Raw genomic sequence first — 12,573 nt, forward strand, 5'->3', positions numbered from 1 at the left:
CACATCATCCCGCTCACCGCGCATGGGCCCGCACCACCAGGCCCCTCCGCTTTTCCCACGAGGAGAGTCAGTGAGGAGACCAGTGAGAATCAAGCCCACCAGAGTGCTCGCCGTCACGGCCGGACTGGCGGCCGTCATCGCACTCGCCCTGCCCGGCGCCCACGCGGCCCCCGCCCCCGGCCCCGCGGGAGCCGCCCAGCTCGCCCGCGCGGACGCCGCCGTACTCAAGGCCGACATCGGCGGTACGGCCTGGTACGTCGACCGGGCCGCCGGCCGGGTCGTCGTCACCGCCGACTCCACCGTCTCCGACGCCGAGATCGCCACCATCCGCCGGACCGCGGGCACCGACGCGGGAGCCCTCACGGTGCGGCGCACGCCCGGCGTCTTCAAGCCGCTGCTCGGACCGGGCGACGCCATCTACGGCAACGGCTACCGCTGCTCGCTCGGCTTCAACGTGCGCAGTGGCAACACGTACTACTTCCTCACCGCCGGTCACTGCGGCGACGTCGTCAAGACCTGGTACGCCAACTCCGCCCAGTCCACGCTGATCGGCCCCACCACCGGGTCCAGCTTCCCCGGCAACGACTACGCCCTGGTCCGCTACGACAACGCCTCACTCGCCCACCCCGGCGGCTACACCGCCGCCGACGCCTACGTCGGCGAGTCCGTCAAGCGCTCCGGCTCCACGACCGGCACGCGGAGCGGCACGGTCACCGGCCTCAACGCCACCGTCCGCTACTCGGGCGGCGGCACGGTGCGCGGCATGATCCAGACCAACGTCTGCGCCGAGCCGGGAGACTCCGGCGGCGCGCTCTACGACGGCACCAAGGCCCTCGGCCTCACCTCGGGCGGCAGCGGCAACTGCTCGAGCGGCGGCACGACCTTCTACCAGCCGGTGCCCGAGGCCCTCGCCAAGTACCGCGTCAGTCTCTACTGACCAACCATCAACTCTGCTTCTCGGCAAGGTAGTTGAGGGCCGCACGGCCGAAAGGCGCCCTTGCGGCGCCCGGCCGGGCGGCCCGAGACTCCCCCACAGCGCCGGCCCCTGGCCGCGCCTCACGGGTCCGCCCCCCACGGCGGGCCCCCGATTCCCCTCTGGAGGAACGAGAAGTGAGGACCAAGCGCACCACCCCCACGAGATCCATCCGTCTGCTCGCCGTCGCCACCGGTCTCGCCGCCGCGGCCACCGTCGCCATCCCCACCGCGAGCGCCGACACCGCCCAGACCTTCAGCGCGTCGCAGCTCTCCGCCGCGGGCGACGCCGTGCTGACCGCCGACGTGGCCGGCACGGCCTGGCACGTCGACCAGGCCACCAACACCCTTGTCGTCACCGCCGACTCCACCGTGTCGAAGGCCGAGATAGCCGAGATCAAGCGCCAGGCCGGCGCCAACGCCGGGGCGATCCGTATCGAGCGGACCCCGGGGAAGTTCAACAAGCTGATCTCCGGCGGCGACGCCGTCTACGCCTCCAGCTGGCGCTGCTCCCTGGGCTTCAACGTCCGTGACAGCGCGGGCAACTACTACTTCCTGACCGCCGGGCACTGCACCGACGGCGCGGGCACCTGGTACGCCAACTCCGGCCGCACGACCGTCCTCGGCTCCACCGCGGGCTCCAGCTTCCCGACCAACGACTACGGCATCGTCCGGTACACCAACAACAGCATCTCCAAGCCCGGCACGGTCGGCGGCGTGGACATCACCAGCGCCGCCAACGCCACGATCGGCATGTCCGTGACCCGTCGGGGATCCACCACCGGCACCCACAGAGGCTCCGTGACCGGCCTCAACGCCACCGTCAACTACGGCGGCGGAGACGTCGTCTACGGCATGATCCGCACCAACGTCTGCGCCGAGCCCGGCGACTCCGGCGGCCCGCTCTACTCCGGCAGCCGCGCCATCGGCCTCACCTCAGGCGGCAGCGGCAACTGCTCCTCGGGCGGCACGACCTTCTTCCAGCCGGTCACCGAGGCGCTGAACGCGTACGGCGTCAACGTGTTCTAGACCGAAACGGCCTAGGCGGAGGCCCGTTCTCCGTAGCACCATGATCCCATCGGGCGTCTGGCCCCGGCCGTGGCACGGCCGGGGCCAGACGCAGGGACTCGTGGTGGGGGAGAGCAAGTGACCGTCCAGCCCGGTGGGCCGATACCCGGCGACGCCCAGCGCAGGGTCCGGCGCAGCCGCCTGCTCTACACGGCCCCGATCGTGCTGCTCTGCCTGCTCACCGCCGTCCTGGGCTGGGAGATCGTCCGCGCCAACATGACGGAGGAGGCCAGGACCGACTGGCCGTGGCGGCTGCAGCTCCTGGACATGGAGCCGCTGGGCAGCCTCCTCGCGGTCGCGGCGGCCGCCGTTCTCGCGCGGGCGCAGTACGCCCGTACCGTACGGCCCTACCTGGGCTGGCGGAGCGACTGGACGACGGGCACGCTGCGGGGGAACGCCGCCGAGTGGCGGACCGGCGTCTACAACGGCGGCCAGTACACGGCGGTGATCGAGAAGTACGAGTGCAGAGTCGTGCTCGCGGGGGAGACCGACCCTGTCTCGACCCCGTGGACGGACGTTCCGGGGGCGGTGGCGACGCTGACGGCGGCCGGTCTCGTCGCGGGCGAGGACTTCCAGATCCCCACCTTCGGGACGTTCCCTCTGGTGGGCACCGGGACGTACGAGACCGTTCTGATGGGCGCGTTCTCCCGCCGCTTCGTCGACGAGGTCGACGCCCTTCATATGCGCGTGCGGGTCGTGGACACGGTCGGCGACAGCCATGAGCGGATCATGAGCTGCCTCAAGGGCGCCCGTTCCGCCGGCTATCTGCCGCCGCCTTCTTGAGCCCGGATCCACTCGAGCACGGCCGGCAGCGCGTACTGGGCGGCGAAGTGACCCGCGTCCGGCTCCAGGGCGAGCGTGGCTCCGGGGATCCGTCCGGCCAGCCAGCGGGTGTGGGCGGGCGGGGAGAAGGCGTCGTCGAGTCCGTGCCAGAGGAGGGCGGGGACGACGACGGCGGAGACGTCGAAACCCCAGGGGCGGGTGAAGGCGAGACAGTCGTCGGTCCAGCCGTGGTGCGAGGCGCCGAGGGCCTCGCGGTAGGTGCGCAGAAGCGTGGCGCGTACGGCGGGATCGGAGACGATCGGCAGGTCGTGGTCGGAGAGCTCGGCCCGCAGATCCTCGACGAGGTGCTCGGGGTCCCGCCGGATGTCCGCGGCACGGGCGGCGAGGTCCGCGTCGAGCAACTCGGGCGACTCGGTCGCCAGGCCGTACTCGCGCACGTTGAACGGGGTCATGCCGGCGAACCAGTCGAGCCCCGCCGCGTCCGGGGGCGCGATGCTCACCAGCGCCGCGGCGGCCCGGACCCGGTCGGGCAGCAGCGCCGCGCAGGCGAGCGCGTGCGGCCCGCCGCCGGACCGCCCGACCACGGCGAACCGCCCCACCCCCAGCGCGTCCGCGACGGCCGCCGCGTCCCGGGCCGCGTCGGCGACCCGCCGTCCGGGGAGCCGGTCCGAACCCCCGTACCCCGGACGGTCGTAGGCGAAGAACCGGATGTCGGGATGGCGGTCGGCGAGATCGGGCAGCGCGGTGCCGAGCCGGCTGCCGGGTGTGCCGTGCAGGAGCAGTACGGGAGTCCCCGAGGGGTTCCCCCATTCCTCGGCCAGCAGCAGGCGGCCGTCGTCGGTGCGCACATGCTTCCCCATGGCCGGACAGCCTAGGGCCGTTGTACGCGCTGACACAGGGCTCAGAGGGCGGCGGCGCCGCCCGCGGCACCGAGGTCCTCGGGGGTCGGCTCGGTCCCGGGCCTGCGCTTCAGCGAGGACATCACCAGGGTGATCGCGGTGCCGACGACCGCCCAGGCGGAGAGCACCAGGAGCGAGACGGTGACGTCGTTGCCCTTGAAGTACGCGATCGAGCGCGCCACCCAGGTGCCTGCGCCCGGGGGCAGGGCGGGGCCGATGGCCTTCCAGAACGGTGGCAGCATCGGCAGCGGGAAGGCGCCTCCGGCGCTCGGGTTGCCCGCGACCACGATCAGCAGGATCGCGAGACCGACGCCGACGATGCCGAAGAGCGACTGCAGGGCGAGCGTGGCGGCGCCGACCGCGAAGACGACGAGGGCGCCCAGGCCCCAAAGGGCCGCGACGCTGCCCGGCAGGGCGCCCAGGATCGGGCCGACGATGACCGCGCCGCCCAGGCCGCCGAGGATGGCGTAGAGCGCGAGGGCCCCGAGCCGGATGAGGGCGCGTTCGAGGTTCGCGGGCCGTGCGCCCGCGCTGATGGCGAGGACCGCGGCGCAGATGTAGCCGCCGACGCACCAGCCGACGACGAGGTAGAAGGCGGAGAGGCCGTCGAAGTCCTCCGGGGAGGCGGGGGCGACGTCGACGGTTCGGACGGTGCGCTGGTTGAGCCCCTCGACCCGGGTGAAGAGCGACTCCAGGGCGGAGGCGAGCACGGTGCCGCCGCCGGAGGCGACGAGCAGGGTGTCGGTGTTCCTGGCCGGGTTCACCAGGAGGGCGCCGTCGATCTCCCGGTTCAGGATCTGGTCCCGGGCCTCGGCCTCGTCCGTGACGGTCCGGGGGTCGAGCGGTTCGCCGGGGAGCTTCTCCAGCTGCCCCACGAGCTGGGCGGAGACCTGTGGGGGCGCGACCACGCCGAAGGGGACGTCCTTCGGCTTCGGGTCGTGGAGCGCCCCGACGTACGAGGCGATGAACAGGAGCTGGAGGGCGAAGACACCGACGACGAGCAGGGCGGTTCGGGGGGTGACGGCACTCTTCAGTTCATCGACGAAGCTCATGCCCCCACGCTCGGGGGAGAGGGGTGTTTGTGCAGGTGGGACGGGGCTGAACGGATGAGGTGCGCGGCGTATCGTACGGACGTTCGAAATGGTCTATGGTGAGGAAGAGGGGGGTGGGAACGTACGTGCGAATTGATGCGGGAGGTCTGCATGCCGGGGTTCACGCATCTGCACACCGCATCGGGCTTCTCCCTGCGGTACGGCGCGTCGCACCCTGAGCGGCTGGCGGAGCGGGCGGCGGAGCGGGGTATGGACGCGCTCGCCCTCACGGACCGCGACACGGTCGCGGGCGTGATCCGCTTCGCGAAGGCCTGCGAGGCGGCGGGTGTGCGTCCGCTGTTCGGTGTGGACCTGTCGATCGCCCCGCCCGAGACGGGGGCCGGCGGCGCGGGTCGGCGCGTGTACGCCGTGAACGGTTTCGGGCGGGGGGCGTCGGTGGCCGGTACGGGTGCGCCTGGGGCCGGGACGGAGCCGGACGCGTCCGCCGCCGTTCACCCGGCCGGGTCCTCCCTGCCGGGTGCCGTGCCGGGCTCCGCCCCGTCCGTCGCCACCGATACGGGTCTCCCCGGTGCGGGGCCGTGCGGTGCGGGGCCGTGCGGTACGGGCGCCGAGGGCCCTGGCGCTCCGGGCGCGGTGGCCGCCCACTCACCCGCGCCCCCGGCCGGGGCACCCCTGCCCGCCGACGGCTCCGTCCCGGCCGGCACCGCGTCCGGATCTGCGGTCGGCTCTGGTGCCGCGCCTGGGCCCGCGGTCGGGTCGGTATCCGGGTCTGCGTCCGGCTCCGGTGCCACGCATGGGCCGGCGGTCGGTTCCGGTGCTGCGGTCGGGTCTGGGGTCGGGCCGGTGCCCGGACCTGCGGTCGGGCCCGCGTCCCGGCCTGTGCCCGGTTCCGGTGCCGCGTCCCGGCCTGCCCTCGGCTCCGGGCCTGCGCTCGGCTCCGGGCCGGTGGTCGGGTCCGGTGCTGCGGTCGGGTCTGTGGTCGGGCCGGTGCCCGGACCTGCGGTCGGGCCCGCGTCCCGGCCTGTGCCCGGTTCCGGTGCCGCGTCCCGGCCTGCCCTCGGCTCCGGTGCCGCGTCCGGCGGCCCGTCCCGTGGGGGTGGCTCCCGCGGGGGTGCGGTCCCGGGTGGGGGTGCTCTGGCCGGGGGTGGAGTGAGTGGCGGGTGGCCCGGGCGGGGTGAGGTGTCCGCGCGGCGCGTGCCCGTGCGGGGTGGGGCCTTCGTCGACGAGTCCGCCTCACGGGCCGTCCTCCTCGCCCGTTCCCGTGCCGGTTGGGCCGCGATCTGCCGGATGGTCAGCGCCGCGCACGCCCGCGAGACCGGCGGGCCCCTGCTGGCCTGGGACGACAACCACGGCGACGACCTCGTCGTCCTGCTCGGGCCCGCCTCCGACGTCGGGCAGGCGCTCGCCGCCGGGCGCCCCGACCGGGCCGCCCGGCTCCTCGTGCCCTGGCGTGAGCGGTACGGCGACGCACTCCGTCTGGAGGCCGTCCATCACGGCCGTGCCGGCACCGGCCCCGGCTCGCTGCGGCTCGCCGCCCGTACCGTCGGCTTCGCCGCCGAGCAGGGCGTCCGCCCCGTCCTCGCCAACGCCGTCCGCTACGCCGACCCCGGCCTGGGCCCTGTCGCCGACGTCCTCGACTCCGCCCGCCGCCTCGTCCCCGTCGACCCCCGCAAGGAGCTCGACAGCGGCGAGGCCTGGCTCAAGGGCGGCAACGACATGCTGGCCACCGCCGAGCGGATCGTCGAGGCCGCGGGCTTCCGCCGGGACACCGCGTACCGGCTGCTCGACCAGACCCAGGCGGTCGCCGCCGACTGCCTGGTCGACCCCCAGGACGACCTCGGCATGGGCTCCGCCCACTTCCCCGAGCCGTCCCTCGTCGGTGCCGAACGCCGCACCGCCCAGCGCGTGCTGGCCTCCCGGGCCGCCGCGGGCATGGTGCTGCACGGGTACGAACGGCGCCGCGACTACTGGGACCGGATGCACCGCGAGCTCGACATCATCGCCCATCACCACTTCGCCACCTACTTCCTGACGGTCGCTCAGGTCGTCGACGACGTGAAGAGGATGGGGATCCGGGTCGCCGCCCGGGGCTCCGGCGCCGGCTCCCTCGTCAACCACCTCCTCGGCATCGCCCACGCCGACCCCGTCGAGCACGGCCTGCTCATGGAGCGCTTCCTCTCCAAGAACCGCACCGCGCTGCCCGACATCGACATCGACGTGGAGTCCGCCCGCCGCCTGGAGGTCTACCGCGCGATCATCGACCGTTTCGGCACCGAGCGGGTCGCCGCCGTCTCCATGTCCGAGACCTACCGGGTCCGCCATGCCGTACGGGACGTCGGCGCCGCCCTGTCCATGGACCCGGCCGAGATCGACCGGATCGCCAAGGCGTTCCCGCACATCCGCGCCCGGGACGCCCGTGCCGCCCTCGACGAACTGCCCGAGCTGCGCGAACTGGCCCAGGAGGAGGAGCGGTTCGGAAGGCTCTGGGAGCTGGTCGAGGCCCTTGACGGCCTGCCCCGCGGGATCGCCATGCACCCGTGCGGGGTCCTGCTCTCGGACGCCTCGCTGCTCACCCGTACCCCCGTCGTGCCCACCAGCGGCGAGGTCCCCCACAGCCTTGAGGGCACGGGAGGTGCCCCCATCCCCATGTCCCAGTTCGACAAGGAGGACGTGGAGGACCTCGGGCTGCTCAAGCTCGACGTCCTCGGGGTGCGGATGCAGTCCGCCATGGCGCACGCCGTCGCCGAGGTGGAGCGGGCCACCGGCACCCGGCCGGACATCGACGCGCTCCCGCCCGCCGACCCCGCGACGTACCGGCTCATCCAGTCCACCGAGACCCTCGGCTGCTTCCAGATCGAGTCGCCCGGCCAGCGTGATCTGGTCGGCCGGCTCCAGCCCAGCACCTTCCACGACCTCGTCGTCGACATCTCGCTCTTCCGGCCGGGACCGGTCGCCGCCGACATGGTCCGTCCGTTCATCGAGGCCCGCCACGGCCGGGCGCCCGTCCGCTACCCGCACCCGGATCTGGAGGACGCGCTGAAGGAGACGTACGGCGTCGTCGTCTTCCACGAGCAGATCATCGAGATCGTACGGATCATGACCGGCTGCGGCCGGGGCGAGGCGGACCAGGCGAGGCGCGGGCTCTCCCACCCCGAGTCGCAGGGCCGGATCAAGGCCTGGTTCGCGCAACGGGCGGAGGAGCGCGGGTACGGCCCCGAGGTCGTCGCCCGCACCTGGGAGATCGTGGAGGCCTTCGGCTCGTACGGCTTCTGCAAGGCGCACGCCGTCGCCTTCGCCGTACCCACGTACCAGTCGGCCTGGCTCAAGGCGCACCATCCGGCGGCGTTCTACGCGGGGCTGCTCACCCACGACCCGGGGATGTACCCGAAGCGGCTGCTGCTCGCGGACGCCCGGCGGCGCGGGGTGCCGGTGCTGCCGCTGGACGTGAACCGGTCCGCGGCCGCCCATCGAATCGAACTGGTGTCCGGTGTGCCGGAGCGGTGGGGGCTGCGGCTCGCCCTCGCGGACGTCCACGGCATCAGCGAGGCCGAGAGTGCCCGGATCGAGGCCGGACAGCCCTACGCCTCGCTGCTCGACTTCTGGGAGCGGGCCCGTCCCCGCAAACCGGTGGCCGAACGGCTCGCCCAGGTCGGCGCGTTGGACGCCTTCGGCGCCAACCGTCGCGATCTGCTGCTGCATGTGACCGAACTCCACCGCACCCAGCGCGGAGCCGCCTCCTACGGCGGTCAACTCCCGCTCGCCCAGGGCCGGAAGACCGCGCCCATCGGCCTGCCCGATCTCGACGAGTCGGAGCGGCTCAGCGCCGAACTCGGGGTCCTCGGCATGGACGCCTCGCGCCACCTCATGGCCGACCACCACGCCTTCCTGCGCGAACTCGGCGTGGTCTCCGCCAAGCGGCTGCGCGAGGCCCGGCACGGAGAGACGGTCCTGGTCGCGGGCGCCAAGGCGGCCACCCAGACCCCGCCGATCCGCTCCGGCAAGCGGGTCATCTTCTCCACGCTCGACGACGGCACCGGCCTGGTCGACCTCGCCTTCTTCGACGACTCCCACGAGGCCTGCGCCCACACCGTCTTCCACTCCTGGTTGCTGCTCGTCCGGGGCGTGGTGCAGCGGCGCGGCCCACGCAGCCTCAGCGTGGTCGGTTCCGCGGCCTGGAACCTCGCCGAACTGGTGGAGGTGCGCGCCTCCGGCGGTCTGGAGGCGGTGGCGGGGCGGCTCGCCGAACGGCCGGAACGGCCCGAACGGCCGGAACAGTCCGAACGGCCCGAACGCGCCGGTGAGACCGGCGAACGCACGGGCGGGACCGGCAACCGACGCCGGATCACGATGGAGACCGGATACGAGATGAACCCCTGGGCGGACCTGAAACCGGCCGGCGAAGGGGTTCCCAGCGGAAGGAAGCTGTGGCACCAGAGTCCGGGGAGCGCGGGATGATCCTCTGTATACGGTTCCGGCTCGAAACCCAGGGGGAGGCGATGCTTCCCCGGCTGGTCGGGCTGGTCGGCGAGTTCACCCCGGTCGTCGAGGCGTGTCCGCCCGACACCCTGCTCGCCGACGTCCGCGGCGCGCTGCGCTACTTCGGCTGGACCCCGACGGAACTCGCCTCGGTGGTACGGGTCAGAGCGCTCGCCCTGTACGGCGTGGACTGCGTCATCGGGGTCGGACCGAACCCGATGCTGGCCCGGATGGCGGCCCGCGAGGCGCGCCCCGGTGCCACCCGGGTCGTCGAGGATCCGGCCGTCTTCCTGCGGGACCGCCCGGTCGCCGCGCTCGACGGGGTCGGCCGCACCACCGCCCGTACCCTCTGCTCGTACGGACTCGACTCCGTCGGGCGGGTCGCGGACGCGCCGCTCGCCGTGCTCCAGCGTCTCGTCGGCGCGAAGGCCGGACGTGAACTCGCCGAGCGGGCCCGGGGGACCGACAGGTCCGCGGTCGTACCGAACGCGGCCTCCCGGTCGCTCGCGGCCGAACGATCCTTCCCGTACGACGAGCTGGACCCGACGGCCCAGCGCAGGGCGCTTCTCTCGCTCACCGAGGAGCTGGGTGCCCGGATGCGCTCGGAGCGGCAGGTGTGCCGCTCCCTGACGGTGACCGTGCGGTACGCGGACCGGTCCACCACCACCCGTACGCGCACACTGCCCGAACCGACCGCGCACTCGGCGGCGCTGGCCGCCCTCGTGTACACGATCCACGGCTCCTTCGGGCTCCAGCGGGCCCGGGTGCGGGGGGTCGCGCTGCGCGCGGAAGGGCTCACGCCCGCGGAGGGGGCCGCGCGGCAGCTGACCTTCGACCCGGCGGACGAGAAGGCGCGACGGCTCGAGGCGGTGGCGGACCGGGCGCGGGCGAAGTTCGGGCCCCGGGCGATCGTGCCGGGCTCGCTCGCAGCCTGACGCCCGGCCCGTACGCCGGGACCGCGCCCGGACCGTCGCTCGCGTCCGTACGCCGGGACCGTGCTTCCGGCGTACGCATACTCCGTATTGACGAGAAGTCACTTTTTACCGACGCGTAACTTCCCAGCAGAGGCTACCCGTGCGTAGCTTGGCTGGAAGCAGAGCATCCCCACTTGTGGTCCGGGCCGCAGGGCTTACTGCCATCGTTCGTCACAGATTTCCCTTGAGCCGCAAGGAGATCGCACGATGCTGCCCTGGAAACACGCACTCAGAGCCCTCTCGGTCCTGCTGCTGACCGCCGCCGCGACCCTCGCCCCCACCGCCGCCTCGGCCCAGGCCTCCACCACGTCCAGCAGGGGCTGGAACGACTTCTCCTGCAAGCCCTCGGCCGCCCACCCGCGCCCGGTCGTGCTGGTCCACGGCACGTTCGGGAACTCCATCGACAACTGGCTGGGCCTCGCGCCGTACCTCGTCAACCGAGGCTACTGCGTCTACTCGCTCGACTACGGCCAGCTGCCGAACGTGCCCTTCTTCCACGGCCTCGGCCCCATCGACAAGTCGGCCGAACAGCTCGACGCCTACGTCGACAAGGTCCTCGCGGCGACCGGCGCCGCCGAGGCCGATCTCGTCGGCCACTCGCAGGGCGGCATGATGCCGCGGTACTACCTGAAGTTCCTCGGCGGGGCCGAGAAGGTCAACGCGCTCGTCGGGATCGCTCCCGACAACCACGGCACGACCCTCCTCGGCCTCACCAAGCTCCTGCCGTACTTCCCCGGTGTCGAGGACTTCGTCACCCAGAACACCCCGGGCCTGGCCGACCAGATCGCCGGCTCCCCGTTCATCACCAAGCTCAACGCGGGCGGGGACACGGTCCCGGGCGTCACCTACACCGTCATCGCGACCAAGTACGACGAGGTCGTCACCCCGTACCGGTCGGGATTCCTCGACGGTCCGAACGTCACCAACGTCGTCATCCAGGACAAGTGCGCGCTCGACCTCTCGGAGCACGTGGCGATCGGGACGCTGGACCGGATCACGTTCCACGAGGTCGAGAACGCCCTCGACCCGGCCCACGCGACCCGGACCACCTGCCTGTCCGTGATCGGCTAGCGACGACCGGCGCGGCGGCGCGACGCCCCGAAGAGGACGGCCGCGCCGATCGCCAGGACGGCGGCGCCACCCATCGCCAGGTACGGCGTGGTGGCGTCGCCCCCGGTCTCGGCGAGCCGCTCGCCCGATCCGGAACCCGCGGCCGCGGGCTGGTTGGGCGCGGCCGTCTCCGAGGCGGCCGGCTCGGAGGTCGCGGACCCCGTGGCCTCGGCCGGCGCGGAGCTCGCGGGCGCCGCGGCCGTCTCCTTCGCCCCGGTATCGGCCTTGTCGTCGCCGTGACCGCCGTGCTCGACGGAGGACTCGTCCTTCCCGGCCTCGAACTCCTCGTCGGTCGGCGCGGTCGCCGTCGGCGCGGTCGTACCGCCGTTGTCCTTCCCGAACACCACGTCCGAGCAGGTGTAGAACGCCTCGGGGGAGTCGGAGCGCTGCCAGATCGAGTAGATCAGGTGACGGCCGGACTTGTTCGGGATCGTGCCGTCGAAGACGTAGTCGCCGCTCTCCATCCGCGGGTCGGTCACCGTCGCGAACGGCTTCTCCTCCAGGTCCGACCACTTCAGCGGCTTCGAGGGGTCGTAGCCGTCCTTCGTCACGTACAGCTCGAAGGAACCCCGGTGCGGGGCGGTTCCCTTGTAGCGGAAGGTGTGCTTCCCGGAGGCGAGGGCGCTGGCCGGCCAGTCGGCACGGGCCAGGTCGAGACCGCGGTACTTGTCGTTGCCGGCGCTGCAGAGCTTGCCGTCCGGGATCAGCTCGCGGTGCTTCCCGGCGGCGTTGGCGATGTTGACCGCGTTCCAGTCGTAGAACGCCTGCGTCCCGCTCGCCGCGACGGCCGCCTTGCACGCCGCCGACTTCGGGCTCTCCGGCCCCTCCGCGTAACAGGCGGACACCCGGCTCACGGGATCCGTCATGGACCCGTGCGCGAAGGCCGGGCCGACGACGAGCCCCGACAGGGCCAGCGCGGCGGTGACGGTCACGGCCGAGGCGGCGGAACGGTGAGAGGTCATGGGGGGACAGCTCCTTCACGAGGGGTGGGGCGTGGGGGGACGCTCAGCAAGCTAGCCGCCGGAAACCTCGGAAAAGGCCGTGGAGAGCGGGAGACGGCGATCCTTAGGACGCCTTTAAGGCAGAGGTAAGAGGGGGCTCAGGAAGCACCCGGCGCCGCTGTGTCCGAGCGCTTCGGACGGCGGAGGACGCCCCCCCCAAGAGACCCGGCACCAACGACTTTCTTTTTCCCCCCTTTCCCTAGAAAACCACACCCCCCAATAGCTGTGGGGGGAGCGG

The 12,573-nt window shown here is 72.9% G+C and carries 9 protein-coding genes and 1 pseudogene; 7 read left to right on the forward strand and 3 right to left on the reverse strand.

Going from position 1 to position 12,573, the window contains the following annotated elements:
• Positions 1 to 82 precede the first annotated feature (82 nt).
• The 3 genes from ACFUJR_RS19840 (at position 83) to ACFUJR_RS19850 (ending at position 2,823) form a co-directional block, all read left to right on the forward strand.
• Entirely contained in the window at positions 83 to 937 is an 855-nt protein-coding gene (locus ACFUJR_RS19840) for a S1 family peptidase (protein ID WP_383175326.1), read from the forward strand.
• A gap of 173 nt (positions 938 to 1,110) precedes the next feature.
• Positions 1,111 to 2,001, forward strand: coding sequence for a S1 family peptidase (locus ACFUJR_RS19845; RefSeq protein WP_383175323.1), 891 nt, complete (start codon positions 1,111 to 1,113; stop codon positions 1,999 to 2,001).
• Positions 2,002 to 2,118: 117 nt separating this feature from the next.
• A complete protein-coding gene (locus ACFUJR_RS19850; protein WP_383179069.1) occupies positions 2,119 to 2,823 on the forward strand; it encodes a hypothetical protein in 705 nt (234 codons plus the stop codon).
• Here ACFUJR_RS19850 and ACFUJR_RS19855 read toward each other — a convergent pair.
• Positions 2,802 to 3,683: an alpha/beta fold hydrolase gene (locus ACFUJR_RS19855; RefSeq protein WP_383179072.1), complete on the reverse strand. Its 882-nt coding sequence runs from the start codon at positions 3,681 to 3,683 to the stop codon at positions 2,802 to 2,804. The two genes, ACFUJR_RS19850 and ACFUJR_RS19855, sit on opposite strands and share 22 nt — an antisense overlap.
• A 41-nt stretch (positions 3,684 to 3,724) precedes the next feature.
• Positions 3,725 to 4,774 (reverse strand): DUF3533 domain-containing protein, encoded by a 1,050-nt coding sequence (locus ACFUJR_RS19860; RefSeq protein ID WP_383179074.1) that lies wholly within the window; start codon positions 4,772 to 4,774, stop codon positions 3,725 to 3,727.
• 150 nt (positions 4,775 to 4,924) lie between these two features.
• On the opposite strand from ACFUJR_RS19860, the pseudogene ACFUJR_RS19865 reads away from it, so the two are divergent.
• The 4 genes and pseudogenes from ACFUJR_RS19865 to ACFUJR_RS19880 form a co-directional block, all read left to right on the forward strand.
• Positions 4,925 to 5,173: pseudogene (locus tag ACFUJR_RS19865) on the forward strand (PHP domain-containing protein); the annotation flags it as partial.
• A gap of 576 nt (positions 5,174 to 5,749) precedes the next feature.
• The gene (locus tag ACFUJR_RS19870) at positions 5,750 to 9,229 is read left to right on the forward strand and encodes a DNA polymerase III subunit alpha (protein ID WP_383179086.1); all 3,480 of its coding nucleotides are present in this window, start codon (positions 5,750 to 5,752) and stop codon (positions 9,227 to 9,229) included.
• On the forward strand, positions 9,226 to 10,185 hold the full coding sequence (locus ACFUJR_RS19875; RefSeq protein ID WP_383179077.1) for a hypothetical protein: 960 nt from the start codon (positions 9,226 to 9,228) through the stop codon (positions 10,183 to 10,185). Before ACFUJR_RS19870 ends, ACFUJR_RS19875 begins: the two co-directional genes overlap by 4 nt.
• 246 nt (positions 10,186 to 10,431) lie before the next feature.
• Complete coding sequence (locus tag ACFUJR_RS19880; protein WP_383179080.1) at positions 10,432 to 11,295, forward strand: esterase/lipase family protein; 864 nt, start codon at positions 10,432 to 10,434, stop codon at positions 11,293 to 11,295.
• On the opposite strand, the gene ACFUJR_RS19885 is transcribed toward ACFUJR_RS19880, so the two are convergent.
• Positions 11,292 to 12,296 carry a lytic polysaccharide monooxygenase gene (locus tag ACFUJR_RS19885; RefSeq protein WP_383179083.1) on the reverse strand — a complete coding sequence of 335 codons (1,005 nt, stop codon included), beginning with the start codon at positions 12,294 to 12,296 and terminating at the stop codon, positions 11,292 to 11,294. The genes ACFUJR_RS19880 and ACFUJR_RS19885 overlap by 4 nt on opposite strands.
• Positions 12,297 to 12,573: the final 277 nt, after the last annotated feature.

This window comes from Streptomyces sp. NPDC057271 (assembly GCF_042668715.1).
Lineage (GTDB): Bacteria > Actinomycetota > Actinomycetes > Streptomycetales > Streptomycetaceae > Streptomyces.